The sequence below is a fragment of the Chitinibacter tainanensis DSM 15459 genome, from assembly GCF_000429785.1.
GTDB classification, from domain to species: Bacteria; Pseudomonadota; Gammaproteobacteria; order Burkholderiales; family Chitinibacteraceae; genus Chitinibacter; species Chitinibacter tainanensis.
This window is the reverse complement of record NZ_AUCN01000018.1, coordinates 42,030-62,390: the sequence shown is the minus strand read 5'-3', so window position 1 is coordinate 62,390 and position 20,361 is coordinate 42,030. Positions and strand designations below refer to the sequence as shown.

Annotated in this window: 14 protein-coding genes; 7 read left to right on the top strand and 7 right to left on the bottom strand. The window is 54.4% G+C overall.

Annotated elements, in window-relative coordinates:
• Positions 1-115 precede the first annotated feature (115 nt).
• Positions 116-1,348: a phosphoglycerate kinase gene (locus G482_RS0106430; protein WP_028449345.1), complete on the top strand. Its 1,233-nt coding sequence runs from the start codon at positions 116-118 to the stop codon at positions 1,346-1,348.
• Between the two features lie 142 nt (positions 1,349-1,490).
• Here the strand turns inward: G482_RS0106430 and pflA are convergent, their stop codons facing one another.
• From pflA to G482_RS0106400, 6 genes are all read right to left on the bottom strand, one after another.
• Positions 1,491-2,291 carry a pyruvate formate-lyase-activating protein gene (gene pflA, locus G482_RS0106425; protein ID WP_028449344.1) on the bottom strand — a complete coding sequence of 267 codons (801 nt, stop codon included), beginning with the start codon at positions 2,289-2,291 and terminating at the stop codon, positions 1,491-1,493.
• Positions 2,292-2,371: 80 nt separating this feature from the next.
• Entirely contained in the window at positions 2,372-2,620 is a 249-nt protein-coding gene (locus G482_RS17595; protein ID WP_034619118.1) for a glycine radical domain-containing protein, read from the bottom strand.
• Between the two features lie 24 nt (positions 2,621-2,644).
• A complete protein-coding gene (gene pflB / locus G482_RS0106415) occupies positions 2,645-4,990 on the bottom strand; it encodes a formate C-acetyltransferase (protein ID WP_028449343.1) in 2,346 nt (781 codons plus the stop codon).
• A gap of 354 nt (positions 4,991-5,344) precedes the next feature.
• Positions 5,345-5,503, bottom strand: coding sequence for a hypothetical protein (locus G482_RS20270; protein WP_156128972.1), 159 nt, complete (start codon positions 5,501-5,503; stop codon positions 5,345-5,347).
• A 35-nt stretch (positions 5,504-5,538) separates the two neighbouring features.
• The gene (locus tag G482_RS0106405; protein ID WP_051258796.1) at positions 5,539-5,895 is read right to left on the bottom strand and encodes a VanZ family protein; all 357 of its coding nucleotides are present in this window, start codon (positions 5,893-5,895) and stop codon (positions 5,539-5,541) included.
• A 10-nt stretch (positions 5,896-5,905) separates the two neighbouring features.
• Positions 5,906-6,511 carry a Smr/MutS family protein gene (locus G482_RS0106400; RefSeq protein WP_028449341.1) on the bottom strand — a complete coding sequence of 202 codons (606 nt, stop codon included), beginning with the start codon at positions 6,509-6,511 and terminating at the stop codon, positions 5,906-5,908.
• A 56-nt stretch (positions 6,512-6,567) separates the two neighbouring features.
• Between G482_RS0106400 and G482_RS0106395 the strand changes: the two genes are divergently transcribed.
• From G482_RS0106395 to rph, 5 genes are all read left to right on the top strand, one after another.
• On the top strand, positions 6,568-6,957 hold the full coding sequence (locus G482_RS0106395) for an RNA-binding S4 domain-containing protein (RefSeq protein WP_028449340.1): 390 nt from the start codon (positions 6,568-6,570) through the stop codon (positions 6,955-6,957).
• 15 nt (positions 6,958-6,972) lie between these two features.
• Positions 6,973-8,229: a diguanylate cyclase gene (locus G482_RS17590; protein ID WP_051258794.1), complete on the top strand. Its 1,257-nt coding sequence runs from the start codon at positions 6,973-6,975 to the stop codon at positions 8,227-8,229.
• A 15-nt stretch (positions 8,230-8,244) separates the two neighbouring features.
• The gene (locus tag G482_RS0106385; protein WP_028449339.1) at positions 8,245-10,065 is read left to right on the top strand and encodes a M61 family metallopeptidase; all 1,821 of its coding nucleotides are present in this window, start codon (positions 8,245-8,247) and stop codon (positions 10,063-10,065) included.
• A gap of 64 nt (positions 10,066-10,129) precedes the next feature.
• Positions 10,130-12,271, top strand: coding sequence for a putative bifunctional diguanylate cyclase/phosphodiesterase (locus G482_RS0106380; RefSeq protein ID WP_028449338.1), 2,142 nt, complete (start codon positions 10,130-10,132; stop codon positions 12,269-12,271).
• A 43-nt stretch (positions 12,272-12,314) separates the two neighbouring features.
• Positions 12,315-13,037: a ribonuclease PH gene (rph, locus tag G482_RS0106375; protein WP_028449337.1), complete on the top strand. Its 723-nt coding sequence runs from the start codon at positions 12,315-12,317 to the stop codon at positions 13,035-13,037.
• Between the two features lie 75 nt (positions 13,038-13,112).
• On the opposite strand, the gene G482_RS0106370 is transcribed toward rph, so the two are convergent.
• Complete coding sequence (locus G482_RS0106370; protein WP_028449336.1) at positions 13,113-15,401, bottom strand: DUF1631 family protein; 2,289 nt, start codon at positions 15,399-15,401, stop codon at positions 13,113-13,115.
• 213 nt (positions 15,402-15,614) lie between these two features.
• On the opposite strand from G482_RS0106370, the gene G482_RS17585 reads away from it, so the two are divergent.
• Positions 15,615-20,333 (top strand): NAD-glutamate dehydrogenase, encoded by a 4,719-nt coding sequence (locus tag G482_RS17585; protein WP_051258792.1) that lies wholly within the window; start codon positions 15,615-15,617, stop codon positions 20,331-20,333.
• Positions 20,334-20,361: the final 28 nt, after the last annotated feature.

Sequence of the window (20,361 nt, the reverse complement as noted above, 5' to 3'; positions counted from 1 at the left end):
GCTTTTCCTGCATTTTTACCCTAACTAGCAGCAGAAACTTTAACCGTCGTCAGCTTCAAGGCAGCCACTCTTGCTACAATAAGCTTTTTTCACTACCCCTGTTTCTGAGGAAGCTATGGCCAAACTGTTTATCGAAGACTTGGATCTTGCCGGCAAGCGCGTGCTGATGCGCGTGGACTTTAACGTGCCAGTGAAAAATGGTGTAGTGGAAAGCGATAAGCGTATCCGCGCCGCGCTGCCAACCATCCGTTACGCACTGGAACAAGGCGCTTCGGTTGTGCTGATGTCGCATCTGGGGCGTCCAAACGGTCAGAAAGTCGAAAAATACAGCTTGGCGCCTGTAGCCAAACGCCTGGAAGAGCTGCTGGGCAAGCCAGTTCAGTTCCTCGCTGATTGCGTCGGCCCAGAAGTGGAAGCTGCTTGCGCGACACTGGCTGCGGGCAGCGTGGTATTGCTGGAAAACGTGCGTTTCCATATCGCCGAAGAAGGCAAAGCCAAAGATGCCGATGGCAACAGCGTGAAAGCTGAGCCTGCGCAAGTTGCGGCCTTCCGCGCCAGCCTGTCAAAACTGGGCGATGTATTTATTAATGATGCGTTTGGTACTGCCCACCGCGCGCATTCGTCGATGGTGGGCGTTGAGCTGCCTCGCGCGGCCGGCTACCTGCTGAAAAAAGAGCTGGATTTCCTCGGCGAAGCCGTGAACAACCCGGTGCGCCCACTGGTGGCCATCATCGGCGGCTCGAAAATCTCGGGCAAAATCGATGTAATTCAAGCGCTGCTGCCTAAAGTGGACAAGCTGATCATCGGCGGCGGTATGGCCTTTACCTTCCTTAAAGCTCAAGGCCTAGAAATCGGCAAATCACTGTGTGAAAACGACAAAGTGGATCTGGCACGAGATTTGATGGCGCAAGCGGGTGACAAATTAGTATTGCCAAGCGATACCATGGTGACACGTGCGCTGAATTTTGATGCACGCACCTTAGATGGTCTGGTAGAAGTTCCGTCTACTGCGATTCCTGCCGACCAAGAAGGCGTGGATATTGGCTCTGCTACGCGCGCTGCGTACGCTGACATTATCAAATCAGCCAAAACTGTCCTGTGGAACGGCCCAATGGGCGTATTCGAAATCGACGCATCTGCGGCAGGTACTTTCGCCGTCGCGCACGCGCTAGTGGATGCAACGGCCAATGGCGCGATCACTGTCGTAGGTGGTGGTGATTCTGTTGCGGCAGTTGAAAAAGCAGGTCTGGAAGACAAAGTGTCGCACGTATCAACCGGTGGTGGTGCATCGCTCGAATTCCTGGAAGGCAAGGCGCTGCCAGGCGTAGAAGCACTGAGCGAAAAATAAGCCATCCCAGGCTGTTGCTCGCGCAATTAAAAACCTCGCTGCGGCGAGGTTTTTTATTGGCATTGCATTTTGAAGCTGAATATTGAGACATAGGTATGTTTCTGTAGCGCTTATTAATTATGCTCCAGGGGCTGATACCCCCTTAACAGCAAAATATACCCTGCGCGCGAAACTGCTCACGGACCCGATGCACCACAGCTTGGCTCGGTGGCTGGGTGTCGGCCAATTCATATTTCAGCCCCAGCTCGGCCCATTTGTTTTCACCCATTTTGTGAAATGGCAGTACTTCGACTCGCTCCAGCACATTTGGGTATTGGCGTGACATGTCACCAAGATAATCGGCCAAGGCTTGCACATCCGCTTCATCATCCGACCACCCCGGCACCAACACATAACGGAGCCAGATTTTTTTGCCCATTTTAAATAGGCGCTGGGCAAAATCGATCGTGGGTTGCAGTGGCTTACCCGTAAGGGCCTCGTATTTCTCTGGATTCATTTGCTTGATGTCGAGCAAGACCAAATCGATATTGTCGAAATAGTCATCTGGCAAATGCGCCGCCAGAAAGCCTTGGGTATCCAGTGCGGTATGGATGCGTAAATCTTGTTTGGCGCGGCGGAAAATCTCGCCGATAAAATGCGCCTGCATCAGCGGCTCGCCACCTGAAATCGTCAGGCCACCGGCTACTCGCAAAAAACTCGCGTATTTGCCAATCTCGGCCACGATGTCATCCACCGTCCATTGCTTGCCGGTATGCAGCTTCCAGGTATCAGGGTTGTGGCAATACAGGCAGCGAAACTGACAGCCCGATACAAACAGCGCAAAGCGCATGCCGGGGCCATCAACCGCGGCGCCGGTTTCGATGGAATGAACATAGCCATATTGCCGCCCTTCGGCATCGAAGGCCGGTGCGATAATTTCACCTAGGGGTTTATTGGCTTCCATATGGGTACTCGCGGCAAAAAATGATGCAAAAAAAACGGATCGCGCCCGGCGATCCGTTGGGGGTTACTCCGGATTGTAGCTTAACACTGCTCGTGGAATGTCCGGTTGATGACATCCAGCTGTTGCTCGCGAGTCAGTTTCACAAAATTCACGGCATAGCCTGAAACGCGGATAGTGAGCTGCGGATATTTATCCGGGTTTTCCATCGCATCGAGCAGGGTTTCTTTGTTCAGCACGTTCATATTCAGATGAAATAACTGGGCCATGATTTCTCCTTGTGGGGTATGGGCTACAAAGCTTTGATCCGCTTTGCTGAGCTGGCGATACACGGGTGGTGTATCGCCAAGCTGGGTTTAGCACTTCGCGTGGAAGGTCCGGTTAATCACGTCCAGCTGCTGTTCGCGGGTCAGTTTGACAAAGTTCACGGCATAGCCTGAAACGCGGATAGTCAGCTGCGGATAGTTCTCTGGGTGTTCCATCGCATCCAGGAGCGTGTCTTTATTCAGCACGTTCATATTCAGGTGGAACAACTGATCCGGGCCTTCTTCCAGCTCGGCCAGTGCTTGGTCTACGCGTTCCGCGCTTTGGCAAGTTGGGCACTCATCGCCGTGCGGGCCAAACAGACCATCGATCGACGCAGCCAGGGTTTTGACGCGATCGCTGGCATTGTGACCCAGCGCATCTGGCGTCATAGACGCTGTCCAAGACACCCCATCCAGTGCTGATTCGTACGGGATTTTCGACACGGAGAAGCCCGCAGCCACAAAGCCGTTTTTATCGCGGCCATTCATCGGGTTTGCACCTGGTGAGAAAGGCGCGCCAGCACGACGGCCATCTGGCGTGTTACCGGTTTTCTTGCCGTAGACCACGTTTGAAGTGATGGTCAGTACCGATTGCGTTGGCATCGAGTCACGGTAGAACACCGGCTGGGCTTTGATTTTGTCCATGAACGTGGTCGACAGCCACACCGCAATATCATCAGCGCGATCGTCGTTGTTACCGTAGGCTGGGTATTCGCCTTCGATCACATAATCAACCGCCAGACCGGATTCGTTACGTTTGATATGCACTTTGGCGTGTTTCACGGCTGACAGCGAATCGGCCGCCACTGACAGGCCGGCAATCCCACAAGCCATTGTGCGCAGGATATCGCGGTCGTGCAGCGCCATTTCGATCCGCTCGTAAGCGTATTTGTCGTGCATATAGTGAATGCAATTGAGTGCAGTGACGTAGGTTTTGGCCAGCCAATCGAGCATCTTGTCGTATTTGGCCATCAGCTCGTCGTAATTGAGCACGTCGCCTTTAATTGGCTCAAAACCTTTGGCTACCAGCTTGCCGGTTTTCTCGTCTACACCGCCGTTGATCGCGTACAGCATGGCTTTGGCCAGATTGACCCGAGCGCCAAAGAACTGCATTTGTTTACCCACGCGCATCGCGGATACGCAGCAGGCGATGGCGTAGTCATCACCCCATTTTGGCCGCATCAAATCATCGTTTTCGTACTGAATCGCCGAAGTATCGATCGATACTTTCGCGCAGAATTCTTTAAAGCCTTGTGGGAATGACGTTGACCACAGTACGGTCAGATTAGGCTCTGGCGCTGGGCCGAGGTTATAGAGGGTGTTGAGCACACGGAAGCTTGATTTGGTGACCAAAGTACGGCCATCTTCGCTCATGCCGCCGATCGATTCAGTCACCCAAGTTGGGTCGCCGGAGAAGAGATCATCGTATTCTGGGGTGCGCAGGAAACGTACGATCCGCAGCTTCATTACCAGATGGTCGATGTATTCCTGAGCTTGCGATTCGGTAATGCGCCCTTCTTTGATATCGCGTTCGAAGTAGATATCGAGGAAAGTCGAAATCCGGCCGATCGACATTGCCGCACCGTTTTGCTCTTTTACTGCAGCAAGGTAACCAAAGTACAGCCATTGCACCGCTTCTTGCGCAGTGGCGGCTGGGCGGCTCAGATCAAAGCCATATTTTTTGGCCATGACTTTCAATTCATTCAGCGCTTTGATTTGCTCGGCCAATTCTTCCCGCAGGCGAATCACGTTTTCGCTGAATGCAACGTCATCGAGCTCAGCTTTTTCGCGTTTTTTGTCGGCAATCAGAAAATCTACGCCATACAGCGCCACGCGGCGATAGTCACCGATAATCCGGCCGCGACCATATGAATCTGGCAAACCGGTAATCACACCTGAGCTACGGCAGGCCATGATTTCGGGAGTGTAGGCATCAAATACAGCGTTGTTATGGTCTTTGCGGTAGTTGGTGTAAATCTCTTCGATTTGCGGGTTCATTTCGAAGTGATACGCTTTCAGGCCGTTTTGCACCATGCGTAAACCGCCATTAGGCATAATCGCGCGGCGTAGTGGCGCGTCGGTTTGCAGACCAACGATGGTTTCCAGGTCTTTATTGATATAACCGGCATCGTGGGCGGTGATGGTTGAGCCAAACTGGGCGGATACTTCCAGCACGCCGCGTTTGCGCTCTTCTTTCAGCAAAGCTGACAGCTCATTCCACAATTGGGTCGTACGTTCAGTCGGCCCCGCCAAGAATTGATCATCCCCTTCGTATGGGGTGTAGTTAGCCTGAATGAAATCACGTACAGCAACTTGCTGTTGCCACTCGCCGGCGGTAAAACCGCGCCAGGCGTCCAGTTGTGATTGATCCAGAGCTTTATCGATTGGGGCGTTCATGAGTATCTCCTTGTGGCGATGTCGGCTGGACATCCTGTGCCAAAACCGCTTTTGGCTGTTCTACCGCTGTTCGGCAAACGTCGTTCAGGCATCGGCCGATACAAAAAAATTACATCCAATTATGCTAATCACCACGCCAGCGGAAAAAATTGATCTGGATCAGTTTCTAGCCGGTGTTGTAATGATTTGCTTGCTACATACTCGATTACTGACTGACATTCGGGTTTTGGTATTCCGAATGCATGAAAATATTCTATGCCTTTCGCGCACGAGCGGATATTCATTTTTGGCATTTTGGCCGGTTAATATTTACAGCGCAGATTAGCGGTCGATGCCGGGGTTTTTTGCGTTAAATCAATCATCCATATCTTGATGTTCGAATAAGGCGGGGCCCACTTGCACGATGGGCGTTTGCGGGTATAACCGGTTATACAGTGCTTCTAATTCGGCGGGGCTAAGCTGTTCTAGCTGGGCGCTGATAGCGCTAATGACACTGCTGCGGGGCATAGACATGGGGTATTCCTCCTGATTGGTTTACCCCAGCCTAGTCAACTTTGACGCCAGCGCGAGTAGCAGCGGATGAACAGCAAGCCCAGCGCGGCACCAAGCGCGTTGGCAAGCATATCGTGCGGATCAAAACTGCGATTGGGGGTGAACGATTGTGTGATCTCGACCAAAACCCCCATCGTTGCCGCAAATAGCCACACCCTAAGGGTATATGGCCAGAGCCTATATGCCAGAATGGCTAGCGTGGCATACCCTATGAAGTGCTGGATTTTGTCCCCCTGATCCACCACTTGCGGCGCGGCCGGCCCTAATGATCCTACCCAAATGGCCAGTGTCCACAGTGCAAATAGGCTCTGTTTCGTGCGCGGATGTTGCCAATACCACCACAATGCTTGCATGTACTTCACCTTATTTTTTGGCGCTGCGCAGCAAAATAAGCACCGCTCCGGCGCTGCCTAGCTGGGGGCTGGCTTGAGTGTAGGCCAGCACTTCATCGCGCTGCGCGAGCCAGTTTTTGAGCTTCAGTTTCAAAATGGGTTGGCCGGCAGGAGAGCTCAGACCTTTGCCATGAATAATGCGCACACATTTCAAACGCCGAGCCACGCTCTGGCTCAGAAACTGCGCGACCTTGGGGCGAGCGCTATCAATGTTTTCACCATGCAGATCCAATTCACTCTCCACCGGCCAATCGCCACGCCGCAGTTTTCGGATCGTTTCTACGCGCAAGCCGGGGCGAACAAAATGCAGGCTTTCGCCCGGCTCTAGCTCATCCCAAGGCCAGAAATCACTCATGTCAGCGATGACTTCAGTAAGCCCAGCCGCTTGTTGCCGTGGCCAGGGGCTAGGATGCCGCGGCGCATGCTGAATATACTGCTGCGCTAATGGTTGCACCCCCTGCATAGCGCGGGCAAATAATTCGGCCTCGCTTGGTTTGGGCGGGCTAATGGGGGTGGCTTTGGCACTGCGCAGATTTTTGCGCAGTTGTTTTAATTGCTCGATTGTTTTTTTATCCATGGCTAGTGGCCAACTGAACGATATAATTGAAGCATCGATTTGGGAGAAAGCCGAAATTGACGCAGGATAAAGTCCGTCTGGACAAATGGCTGTGGGCCGCACGTTTTTTTAAAACCCGCTATTTGGCGGTGCAAGCGATTGCTGCCGGGCATGTTAACGTGAATGGCGAACGGGCAAAACCATCGCGTAGCCTGAAAGCAGCGGAAACCCTCGAAATACGCACCGAGCATGGGCGCTTTGTGGTGCAAGTGCTGGCGCTGAGCGAACAGCGTCGCGCAGCCGAGCTGGCCCGCACTTTGTATGCAGAAACCGCGGAGAGTATTGCGCAGCGTGAACGTGAGCAATTTATGCGCGCGATGCAACCGCAGTTTGATCACGCCCATATCAAAGGTCGGCCCACTAAAAAAATGCGCCGCGAACTCAATCAACTTTACCAACAAGAATAAGACCGAGACCTGTTCATGTCTGCCACCCCTCGCCTGATTTATTTTGTGGCGCCGAATCAAGACACGCTGGCCAAAATTGGCGCCCAGCTGGCATTTTTCGGCTTTGATTACCGGGTGTTTGATCGCAATAGCGCCCTGCTGGCTGCGATGCACAGTGCGCAACCCTTCGCCGTGGTGCTGGATGAGCATGGGCTAAACGATTTTAGCGCCCTGCAGTGCCTGCCCTTAATCCGCCGCTTGTTTGAGGGGCCGATTTTCCTCGCCTCGTTTGCGCTGGATATCGTCAAACAGCTGGAGTTTCTGCGCGCGGGGGTCACTGATTTTTTTGAGTATCCACTCAATATTCAGGCGCTGATTGATCGGCTGGATCATCATGATGAGCAGCGCAACCCACCGCCCTACCGTATTTTGCTGGTTGATGATTCGGAAATGGTGGCCAAGTGGGCGCAATCGGTGCTACATGGCGCGGGGATGGTGGTGAAGCATCTGGCCGATCCCTTGCAGATTTTGAAGCGGCTGGAAGCCGATCAGCCGGATATTTTGCTACTCGATGTCTATATGCCGCAGTGCCATGGCGATGAAATTGCCAAGGTGATTCGTCAGCACCCGCAGTTTGATTCGATTCCAATTGTGTTTCTTTCGACCGAAACCCACCGGGGCCGCCAATTGATGGCGCGCAGCATGGGGGGTGATGATTTTCTCGTCAAGAATATGGAGCCCGACGAGCTCATCGCCGCCGTCAGCATCACGGTTGAGCGTTACCGCACTCTGCGCCGCTGGATGACCCGAGATAGCCTTACCGGTTTACTGAATCACACCAATCTGATTGACGCGTTAGGGCGGGAAGTCGCGCGGGCCAGTAAAGAATCGCGCCAGCTCTCTTATTCCATGATCGATATTGATCATTTCAAGCGCATTAACGATCAGTATGGCCACTCGGTGGGTGACCTGGTGATCAAGAGTTTGTCGCGCTTGCTGAAAGAATTTAGCCCCAATGCTGAGCTGGTTGGCCGTTATGGCGGCGAAGAATTTGCTGTCATTTGGCGCGATCACACGCTAATCAAAGCCGCCCAGCGCACGGATGAATTGCGCGAGCGCTTTAACGCTCTGCTCCAGTGCGGCCATGATGCACAGTTTGTGGCCTCGCTCAGCGCCGGCGTAGCCCAGCTGGTTGATGGTATGAGTGCACAAAATCTCATCGATGCCGCCGATCAGGCATTGTATGAAGCCAAAGCCGCAGGCCGCAATCAAGTTGGCCTCGCCAAACGCTAGTTTTCAGGAATTTGCATGACTATTCATTATCAAGTGCGCCCGCAAGACATCGGCGCGCATGTGTTTGCCGTTCGACTCGAGATTACACAGCCAGACCCCGCTGGCCAGCAGCTGCAACTCCCCGTTTGGATTCCTGGCAGTTATCTCATCCGTGAATTCGCCCGCAATGTGGTGCAGATTCAGGCTCAGGGTATGCTGCCCAATGGGCAGTTGGTGCCACTGACCGTGCAAAAGCTGAACAAATCGAGCTGGCAAGTGGCGCCATTTTCTGGGGCCATTCAGATTAATTACGAAGTGTATGCCTTTGATTTATCGGTACGTGGTGCATATCTGGATCAGACGCGGGCGTTTTTTAACGGCACCAGTGTTTGCTTGCAAGTGCTCGGTGCAGAGCAGCAAGCGCATCAGCTAAGCCTCGCCGCTGCCAGCTGGCCTGCGGACGATTGGCAGGTGGCCACTGGCTTAGCCGCCATCACCGTGGATGAACAAGGTTTTGGCTGCTATCAGGCGGCCAACTATGACGAACTGATTGATTGCCCGGTCGAGATTGCCCCATTTAGTGAGGTGCGGTTCAGCGCTTGCGGGGTGCCACATCGCTTGGTGATCAGCGGCCGCCATCAGGCCGATCTAGAGCGTTTGGCGAAAGACCTGCAAGCCATCTGCGAGTATCAGATTCGTCTTTTCGGTGAGCCCGCACCGTTTAACGACTACACCTTTATGACGGTGGCCGTTGGGGATGGCTACGGTGGCTTAGAGCACCGAAATTCTACCGCCTTGATTTGCTCGCGCGGCGATTTGCCCACAATGGGCGAGACCGAACAAAGCACCGGTTATCGGCAGTTTTTGGGCTTGTGCAGCCATGAATATTTTCATAGTTGGAATGTCAAACGCATTAAGCCCGCGGCATTTGCCCCGTATGATTTGCAGCAGGAAAACTATACGCGCTTACTATGGGCCTTCGAGGGCATCACCTCCTACTACGACGATTTAACGCTACTTCGCACCGGGCTGATCGACTGGCCACAGTATTTGCAATTGCTGGCACAAACGTCAACACAGGTTGAGCGGGGGTATGGGGCGCAACGCCAGACGTTGGAAGACTCCAGCCTAGATACATGGGTGAAGTATTATCGGCAAGATGAAAATGCGCCCAATGAGCTGGTGAGCTATTACACCAAAGGCGCGCTGGTGGCGTTCTGTCTAGATATGCATATTCGCCAGCACACCCACAATCAGCGCTCGCTGGATGATGTGATGCAACTCTTGTGGGCTCGCTTTGGCCGCGACTTTGAGCACGCTGGTGTCGGCGTTGGCGAAGCACAGTGGGAAGCGCTGGCTTGCGAGGCCAGCGGGCTTGATTTAAGCGCATTTTTCGAGCGTGCCCTGCGCTCTACGCAGCCCTTGCCATTAGCCGAAAGCCTTGCTTATCTGGGGATCGACAGCCAATGCCGTCCGGCGCTTAATGCGCAGGATAAGGGCGGCTGGCAGGATGGCCTCATCGAAAAACTGAGCTGGGGCGTGCGCTACAGCGCCGATCCAGCTGGGGTCAAACTCACCCACGTTTTGCGCGGCGAAGCCGCCGCCACGGCAGGCTTGGCGGCTGGGGATGTGATTGTGGCCGTTGATCACCTACGGGTGAATGCGGCGCAATTTGATGGTTTGCAGCAGGCCTTTACCGCCAACACCCCGGTGCAGATTCATGCTTTTCGGCGGGATGAATTGCTGCAATTGACCTTGCTGCCGCAAAAAGCCCGTTGTGATACTTGGGGCTTTAGATTGAAATCAGAGGTGGGTCAAGCTGAGGAAATAAATCGCAATACCTTTGTAATTAAGTAATTGCGCAGCGCAGCAGATTGGGCTAGAACAAAGCAGTTTTCAATTTCTAGCCCCTGTTGCCCGCATGGCTGCATTCACGCTCGAACGTTTACGCAGTGCCCGTGCCAAGGTTTTATTGGTGCTGCTATCGCTTAATCTGCTGATTAGCGTCGTTCTTACCTTCAGTATTTACAAACAGCTAAGCGAAGCATTATTTGCCGAGCTAGATGGCCGTTTGCAAACTGCGGCCGCGGCCATTCCTTATATCCTGCCACCGGCTTATATCGATCAGGCTTTGGCCAAGCCTCCCGTACTATTAGGCGATTATGTCGGCCATGCCCGGCAAATGGCCCAATTTGCCCAGCAAAGCGGCTTACGTTATGTCTACCTTTTGGCGCTGATTAATGGCCGGGTAGTCTATCTGGCGGATTCGGCCCCTGAAATCGAGCTGGCAGCCGGGAAATTTGGTCACTTTATGCAGCCGTACGCCGATCATGATGGTCGGGTGCGCAATACGCTGCTGAGTCGAGAAAATTATCGTGGGGTATTGCATGATGCCTATGGTGATTTTCGCTCCATTCTTTTGTTTCGAACGGCTGCCGATGGCACTCCCTATCTGCTGGGGGCCGACATGGAGCAGCAGCAGGTGCAATCCCAGCTGTGGTGGGTAGGCGCAAAAACCATTGGGCTTGGCTTGGCCTTGCTGATGATCGGCAGTGCTTTAAGCTGGTTGCTGGCCTCAAGGCTAACCGCCCCGTTGCGGCATTTTAGCCATGCGGTGCAGCGTTTCACCCTTGGCGAGTTCGATATCCGGATGCCGGTCCATTCGTACGATGAGCTGGGTAATCTGGCGACTGCCTTTAATGCGATGGGCGACGCCATCCACGCGCGGGAGCACTTACTCAAGCAGCTGGCGTTTGTTGATCGCATTACCGGGCTGGCCAATCGCACCCGCTTTGTTGAAGAAATCGACGCCGATATCCGCCATGGCAAAGGTAGTTTTGCGGTAGTACTACTGAATCTTGCCGATTTTCATTATGTGAACGATTGCTTTGGCTTTGCCGAGGGTGACAATGTGCTGCGCACGGTGGCTGATCGGCTGCAGCAAATGCAGCCTAATGTTGTGCGCCATATTGGCCGGGTGTCTGGGAATGATTTTCTACTGCAAATCCCTTTCACCAATAGCATTCAGCTGAATGAAATGATTGTGTATATCGAGCAGAGCATTTCTGCAGCGATCGCCATCGATGAACATCGCCTCAATCTTGCCATGCGTTTTGGCCTAAGCTGTCATCCATTGCATGCGACCGATGCCGAAGCCTTGCTACGTCAGGCCGAAATTGCGCTGTTTAGCGCCAAAGAGCATTGCCAACTGTGCGTGTGTTATGACCCCAGCCGTGAAGTGGATCGGCAAAACCAGTTCCGGCTGATGGGTGATTTGCGCGAAGCCATCGATAACAATCAGCTTGTACTGCACTTTCAACCCAAGCTGAATATGCAAAGCACACAAGTACACTCGGTAGAGGCGCTGGTTCGCTGGCAACATCCACAACGCGGCTGGATTCCTCCCGGTGCGTTTATTGCCTTTGCCGAGCAATCGGGCAAGCTGCGGCTGATTACTGAATGGGTGATTAAAGCTGCGCTGGCGCAACAAGTAGCCTGGCAGGCGCAAGGCCTAGATTGGTGTATATCGGTAAATGTGGGGGTGGCGGATGTGGAAGACCCGCTATTTATCGATTTCATCGAGACACAAATTCGCTATTGCCCTGCGCCGGTTAATCTGTGCCTAGAGATCACCGAAACCGGGGTTATGCGCCATGCCGATCAGCTGCTGCAAAATCTACTGCGCCTGCGCCAGCTGGGGGTAAAGATTTCAATGGATGATTTCGGTACCGGTTATTCTTCGTTTGCATATCTGGCCAAAATGCCAATTAATGAGCTCAAGATCGACCAGAGTTTTGTGATGTCAATGAGTCATACTTTTGAGAGCATCTCGATCGTGCGCTCAATGATCGAGCTTGGTCATATTTTGGGCTTAACCGTGGTGGCCGAGGGGGTTGAAACCTTGAGCTGCTGGCAAGCCCTGTCAGTCATGGGCTGTGATGAGGTGCAGGGTTATTTCATCGCCAAGCCGATGGCCGCCGAGGCACTCTTTGCTTGGCAGCAAGAACAATTACCGCTGCTAAACCTCACCGCCATGCCAAACATGAGCCAGCAAGCCCGCTAGCGCGGTATACTGCGGCTTAACTTTTCGCTTTCGGATACATGCCATGCGCCCTTCTCAACGCCAGCCCAATGAGCTGCGCCAGGTTACCCTTACCCGCCACTATACCTGCCACGCCGAAGGTAGCGTATTGGTCGAATTTGGCAATACCAAAGTCATCTGTACCGCTAGCGTCGAAGAAAAAGTACCGCCTTTTTTAAAAGGCAAAGGTGAAGGCTGGGTTACTGCCGAATATGGCATGCTACCCCGCTCGACCGGTAGCCGCATGAAACGCGAAGCTGCGGCCGGCAAGCAAAGTGGCCGTACTCAAGAAATTCAGCGCCTGATTGGGCGTAGCCTGCGCGCCGTGGTTGATCTCGCGGCCTTGGGCGAGCGGCAAATTACCATCGATTGCGATGTGATACAGGCTGATGGTGGCACCCGTACTGCCAGCATTACCGGTGCCTATGTGGCACTGCAAGACGCGATTCAATCACTAATTGCTGCCGGTAAATTGAGCCAGAACCCGATTCGTGAAGCAGTGGCCGCGATTTCGGTTGGCGTATATGGCGATACGCCCGTGCTTGATCTGGATTATCTGGAAGACTCCGCCTGCGAAACCGACATGAATGTGGTCATGACGGCAGGTGGGGCATTTATCGAAATTCAGGGCACTGCCGAGGGCAAGGCCTTTAGCCGCCAAGAAATGAATCAGCTCTTGGATTTGGCCGAGCACGGTATTGGGCAACTGCTGCAAAAGCAGGCACAAGCACTGGCCGATGCCGCCTAATCCTGCGCACTGTGCGTATAAAAAACCCGCTTTCACAGCGGGTTTTTTATTATCGATTGCCGTACTTATATTCACTCAAGCCCGAAGATCACTCATCAGCTCCTGCATTGCCCGGTCGGTCAGTGTCGCTTGCTGATCCAGCCGTTGCATCCGACCGCTATAGAGTTCATTTAATAATTCAGCCTGCAAAAAGGCACGGCCTTTTTCGGTGCGATTGGTAAACACGTAGCGAGTGCCTTGAGGGCTAATCCAAGAGAGCCGCAAGCGGATGAAATGCCCCTCTGGCGTTTGCCAATCGACCCATTCGCCTTTGCGGGGCAAGGTGGATTCTGGGGTGATATCGGGGCTTACTTCTTCATCGCTGCCGCTATCCAGCTCACTACCGAGCTTCCCTACTAGCTCATTGTTGGCAGTTGTTGTGACTTCAGGCTGAGAAACTGCAGCAACTGGTTGCGCTGGAACGGCTGGCGAAGTGCTGGCGCTGACTGGCACAACGTTACTCGATGTGGACTCAACCGGCGCGTGCACTTCAACTTTAACGGCGGGTTTGATGCCATTGCGGATTGCTGCGGCATGACATTGCACCAGCTCAGCAAAAAACGCATTGGCGGCGGTCTTATCCAGCCCCGCGGCCAATGCCCCCTCCTCCAGGGTTTTCAACATGGGGGTGAGTAGATTCACCATTTTGAATCGTTCTTCCGGCGTGGCTTTGGGCTGCACACTCCAGAGTAAATCATCCATTGCCTGTAGACGGGTAACAAACAATGGGGTGTTTTCTGCTTCGGTACCATAGGCCAGGCGTAACGCCTCTTGCCAGCTATTGGCCAGAAAGTCTTGAATGACTTGGGCTAGATCGCTATACCCCTGCAGGCGAGCTTGAATCAACTGCTCAGCGGTAACTTGCGCCAACTCGGCCCGTTCATTCGCTGCCAAGTGATCCAGCTCTTCGCTCAAAGTGGCAATTGCCGCCGCTTCCAAGCTTTGCAAGTAGTCTTGTAGCGCTTGATAGCTCTGCGCAAATACATCCACATCCTGATCAAAATGCTTGATCAGATGTTGCACAATCTCCGCTAGCTTTTCGTAATGCGGTTGCCCTGGCTGCAGGGTTTCATCATCCATCGCACACAGTGCGAGCTGATCTACAAGCAGCCGTGCCGGGTGGTTTTTTTGCGCAAAAAAGCTCGCGTCGAGCATCGCGACTTTTAAGATCGGGATCTGCAAACGACCGATCAAGCTTTTCATCACTGAATTAAGGCGCGGGTCATCAAAGATATGCTCGAAGAGCATCGCCACCAGTTCCAGCGTCATGGCATTGAGTTGGGGCAGCTGTTTGGCCCAGCCACTTTCGCGCAGCATCGCGATCAGATTAATGCCCTGCTCTAGCGGATCTTGGCTGAGCTGTGCCAACTCGCTGCTGCCTTTGTGTTGCAACAAATCAAGAAAGGTTTTCCACTCGGGGGGCTGTCCTTCCAGACTCAGTGCTGTGGAGGTTGGTGCGACAAAGTTTGCGCCCAATTCAGCCACATTCTGCGCGACCGGCGCTTGCAGGGCGGGTGAGCTAGCCGGCAAAGTGAGTTCGCTAAGGTGATCGGCCAGCGCGCTGGGGCTGTGATTCACTGGTTTCACCGTGCGTTCGCTGGTTTCCCCGGCTTCACCTTGGCGGCTAGGGCTGCGACGTGGCGCGCTGCGTACCACCAACGGTTGCACGTTCTGCTTAATTAGATACTGGTTAACCTGGTGATACACATTTGCCACCTGGCTAGAAAGCTCTTTTTCAAAGGCTTTCATCGCCACCATACGCGCTTCTACGCCGGTTTCAAGCTGTTTGCAGGCCTGTAAAAACGCATCGCAAATCGCTTCGGGCGCCATTGGGTTGGCAAAATCGGGGTTTTTGTCGGCGAGCAGGCGAGCAAAGCGCTGCTCCAGCTGATCTAGCTCTTCGCCGCCTTGATGTTTAATGCTTTTGACGACCTGATCCGCGGCAATGCTTTCTTCGTACTCTTCATTGGCGACGAGGCTAAGCTGATCGAGGTTGGCATTCACGAAATAGAATTTTTGCTCGGGCTGAGTGGCCGGATTGCTCACCCGCTGCTCAAATGCCTCTGTTATCAGGGTTTTAAACTGGCTGGCTAATTGCTGGCGTTTATTGTGTGTTTCGATGCGGGCGGCAAAAAAATCATCGCGCAGGCGGCGATCAAAACTGGTGTCGGCTAGCTGGAAGTAAGTTTCTTCAAGCCGAACAAAAAATTGCTCGAGTGACTCGGTGAGCATTTTTACGGCGATATCGCGACAGGCGCGCAGCATGGGATCATGCGCACTACTCGATGGTGCGGCGCTGGGGCGCTGGATATGCGGCTGGCTCATGATCTCACCTGTTTAAATGGCACTGCTTCACTTGACCATATTAGCATTCCATAATATACAAGCCAACACCGTTGGTCATTCAATTTACTGCATCCAGCTTGCTGATTGTGGCAAATCCCACATCTGAGCCGTCAAACGTAAAGCCTTCCCCCAGCTAGAGAAAGCCGCGCCGGCGTTCTACAGTGCAAAGATCAGTTCACCCCGGAGCCGGTCATGCCCCTACCGCACGAATTAAGCAGCTGGTTAGCCCAGCATGGTCAAACTGAACAGCAGCGGTTTGCTGAGCGCTATTTTGCCGACCTGCCGGACGAAGATTGGCCACAGCGGCAAATCAGCGATTGGGGGGGCGCACTTTTGGCGCATTGGCGCTTGGCTCAGCAGCGCCCAGCGGGTCAAGCCGTAGTCCGCATCTACAACCCCAATCAGGCCGAGCATGGCTGGCAAAGCATGCATACGATTGTCGAAATCGTGATCAATGACATGCCATTTCTCGTCGATTCGGTGGGTATGGCGCTGAACGCTTTGAAATATCAGGCCTCCATGGTGATACACCCGGTAATTACCGTACATCGAGACGAACAAGGTCACTTTACCGAGCAAGATGATGCGCTGGTGTGTAAAGAATCATGGATGCACTTTGAGATCACCCGCATTAGTCAGCCAGCTAGGTTAGCCGAGCTGCAGCAGCGCATCGAAAATGTATTAGCGCAAATCACGGCTTGCGTCGCGGATTGGAGCCGCATGGCCGAGCACGTCGTTGACCTGTTGGAAGTATTGCGCCATCAGCCGCCGCCCTTGCCCGCCCCCGCCGTCAAAGAAAGCGTGGCTTTTCTCGAATGGTTGCTGGCTGGGCATTTTGTGTTTCTGGGGACGCGGCAATATCAGTTTGTTGGCGACGAACTTACGCTACAAGCTAATAGCGGCCTTGGTATTTTGCGCGATGCGGGCGAAACTACGCCATCCAAAATCTGGCGCAGCCTTAGCCCCGAATTACGCGCCATTGCGTATGCGCCAGATCGCCTGCTGATGCTCACGAAATCGGATCGCCGCTCCAGCATCCACCGGCCGGTGTATCTGGATACGATTTTGGTGCGCCAATTTGACGCCAATGGCGTACTGTGCGGCGAAACGCGGATTGTGGGGCTGTATTCCGCCAGCGCCTATATGCTACAGCCGCGCAAAATCCCGCTCCTACGGCAAAAAATTGATGCCGTGCTGCAGTTGAGCAAGGCCGATTTAAGCGGTTACCGCGGCAAGGCGCTACTGAATACGCTGGATACCTACCCGCGGGATGAGCTAATCGAAATCGAAGTGCCCGAGCTACAGCGCATTGCGCTGGGCATTGTTTCGCTGCACGAGCGTTCAAGGGTACGGGCGTTTTTCCGTGATGACATTTACCAGCGCTATGTGTCGGTGATGGTGTTTGTGCCACGTGATAATTACAGCACCGAGGTGCGCGTCAAAATTGAAAAGCTGCTATTGCAGCGCTTGGGTGGCAGTAGCGTCGAGTACACGGTATTGCTGGGCGATGCAAGCCTCGCTCGGATTCAGTTTATTGTGCGCCGGCCGGCCGAACAGCGCGGCCTTTATGATGGCCAAGCAATTGAAACGCAGATTGCCGAATTAGCCCAGCGCTGGCCAGATAGTCTTCAACGCGAGCTGATTCTGGCCAATGGCGAAGAGCGTGCGGCCGAGCTTTTTCAGCGCTATCAAAATGCCTTTGGCAGCGCCTATTGCGCCGACTTTAGCCCGCGGGTGGCCACCCATGATATTGAAGCGCTAGAGCAGTGCCGACTGGAAAACCGTCTGGTGGTGACCTTGCAAGCCGGCGACCCGCTGCGGGCGGATATTTGGCGGATTAAGCTCTTTCGCAGTCAGGCGATCGAGCTCTCGGATTGCCTGCCCTTGCTGGAAAATCTGGGCTTGCGCGTATTGGATGAGCGGCCGTATCTGCTGCAACTCCCTGATGACAGTAGTTTTTGCATCATGGATATCGGCGTGCGCTTGCCGGCCAATACCTCGCTAGAAAAACCGGAAGAGCGGGCGCGGGTGGTCGAGGCGTTTTTGGCACTGTTTGCAGGTTTAGCCGAGAATGACCATTTCAACCGGCTGATATTGCAAGCCGGCCTCGTGTGGCGCGAAGTATTATTGCTGCGCGCCTATGCGCGCTATCTGAAGCAAGTTGCGCTGAAATTTGCGATGGAATCCATCGGCGATTGCCTGCTCAAATATCCTTTAGTGAGCAAACAGCTGGTGAACGCCTTTGATCACCTGCTCAACCCTGCCAACGCCCAGCCGGCCGTGGCCGATATTGTGCTCGAAGAAGTCGAGCAAGCGGCCAAAGCGCTGCCCAATCTGGATGAAGAGCGCATTCTGACTGCCTATGTACAGGCGATACGCGCCACGCTGCGTACCAACCATTACCAGCGGCAGCATGGCCAACCCAAGGGCTATCTCTCTTTCAAAATCGCCTCGGGCCGGATCAGCTTTATGCCGCAGCCGGTGCCGCTGTACGAGATTTTTGTGTATTCACCCGCGATGGAGGGCGTGCATTTGCGCGGCGGCAAAGTCGCGCGCGGTGGGCTGCGCTGGTCGGATCGGCGTGAGGATTTCCGCACCGAGGTGCTGGGCCTGGTGAAAGCGCAAATGGTGAAAAACACCGTGATTGTGCCGGTAGGCTCAAAAGGCGGTTTTATCGTTAAAAACCCACCGACCGAGCGCGAAGCCTGGCTCGCCAGCGGTATCGCCTGCTACCAGACCTTTATCCGTGGGCTGCTGGATTTAACCGACAACCTCGTCAATGGGCAGATTGTGCCGCCGCTCGATGTTTTGCGTCGCGATGAAGATGACCCCTATCTGGTGGTGGCCGCCGATAAAGGCACAGCCACCTTCTCGGATATCGCCAATCAGATTTCGCAAGAATATGGCTTCTGGCTGGATGATGCCTTTGCCAGTGGTGGCTCGGTAGGCTACGACCATAAAAAAATGGGCATTACCGCCCGCGGAGCTTGGGTTTCAGTCGAGCGCGCCTTTATGGAGCAAGGGCTGGATACCCGCCGTGAAGCGTTTACGGTGGTGGGGATTGGCGATATGTCGGGTGACGTATTTGGTAACGGTTTGCTGCGCTCGCCACATACCCGACTGGTGGCCGCATTTGATCACCGGCATATTTTCTTTGACCCCAATCCAGATCCGGTCGCCAGTTTCGCCGAGCGTGAGCGCCTTTTTGCCCTGCCACGCTCATCATGGGCTGATTACACGGCCGAGCTAATTTCGGCTGGAGGCGGGATTTGGTCGCGCAATGCCAAAACCATCCGCCTTAGCCCACAGGTGCAAGCCCTGCTCGCGATCGAGGCGACTGAATTGGAACCGAACGCCTTGATTCAGGCGATTTTGCAGGCGCCGGTCGATCTGGTTTACAACGGTGGCATCGGTACCTATGTGAAGGCCAGCAGCCAAACTCACGCCGAAGCCAATGATCGCAGCAACGATGCGGTACGCATTGATGGCCGTGATTTGCGCTGCAAAGTGGTGGCCGAAGGCGGCAATCTGGGCTTTACCCAGTTGGGGAGGATTGAATACGCGGCCAAGGGTGGGCGCATACACACCGATGCCATTGATAACTCGGCGGGCGTAGATTGCTCGGATCACGAGGTGAATATCAAAATCCTGCTCGGCCGGCTGATTGCCGCGGGCGATCTCACCCTCAAGCAGCGTAATGAGCTGCTCGCCAGCATGACCGACGAAGTGGGCCAGCTGGTGTTGCGCGACAATAGCCTGCAAACGCTGGCCATTTCGCTGGAACATCGCCAAGCGCGTTCACTACTGAGCGTGCATGGCCGGATGATGCAGGCGCTGGAAGCCGCGGGCAAACTCTCGCGGCGGATCGAATATCTGCCCAGCGATAGCCAGCTACTGGAACGGCAGCAAGCCGGGCTGGGTTTGTATCGCCCTGAGCTTGCGGTCTTGCTAGCCTATGCCAAGATTGTACTCAAGCAAGCCTTGCTCGCGGAGGTATTGATCGATAATCCCCAATGGAACGGCCTGCTAGGCAAATACTTCCCTGGGGTATTGGCTGAGCGCTATGCCAGTGCAATTGCCGAACATCCGCTGCGCCGCGAAATCGTTGCCACCGTCCTCACTAATCATGTGATTAATCGCTATGGCATGACCGTGGCCTATCGCCTGCAGGAAGAAACCGAGCACAGTGCCAGCGAAGTGGTGGCCGCGTTGCTGTTGGCCGAAACACTGCTCGATGCGGAAACGCTAGCACGGGCGATTGAAGCCACCGATGGCAGTGTGGATGCCGAAACGCAGGGCGAGCTCTTGCTGCACATTCGCCGCTACACCGAGCGTGTGGCACGCTGGCTGATCCAAACCCCGCTCACCACTGCGCAGCATGATCATTTGCGCACTTGCGCCGCGCTGGCCCTGCCCAAAGCGCCTGAATGGCTGGCCTCCAGCGAGCGCCACGCCGAGCAAAAAGCCCAATGGCTGGCGGCCAAAGTTCCGGCGGGACTTGCCATGCAGGTGTTGGTGCTGCAAGAAATCCAAGCCTTGCTGGAGCTGGCACTGGCGGCCAACGACAGCGGCCAGCTGGCCGAGCAATTGCAGCTGCATCTGGCCGTGGGCGAAGCACTGGATCTGCCGTGGTTGCATAGTCTGATCGAGCAGCTGCCGCGCGATAATCGCTGGCAAACACTGGCACGCATGGCGGTGCGCGATGATTTGAGCGCCGTACAAATCGCCCTTACCCGCCGCGTGTGGGCCGAGCGCGAACAGCGCAGTGATGCACTGGGCGAGTGGCTGGCGAGCGAACAAGCGGCCATTGGCCGTGTGCAGCATATGTTTGCCGAGTTACGCGCCTGCCCTGCTGACCTAGCAATGATTTCGGCGGCGATCCGCGAGCTACGCCAGCGGCTGAACGTCTGAGTGGCGCTGAAATTCCGCCCCCAAAGCG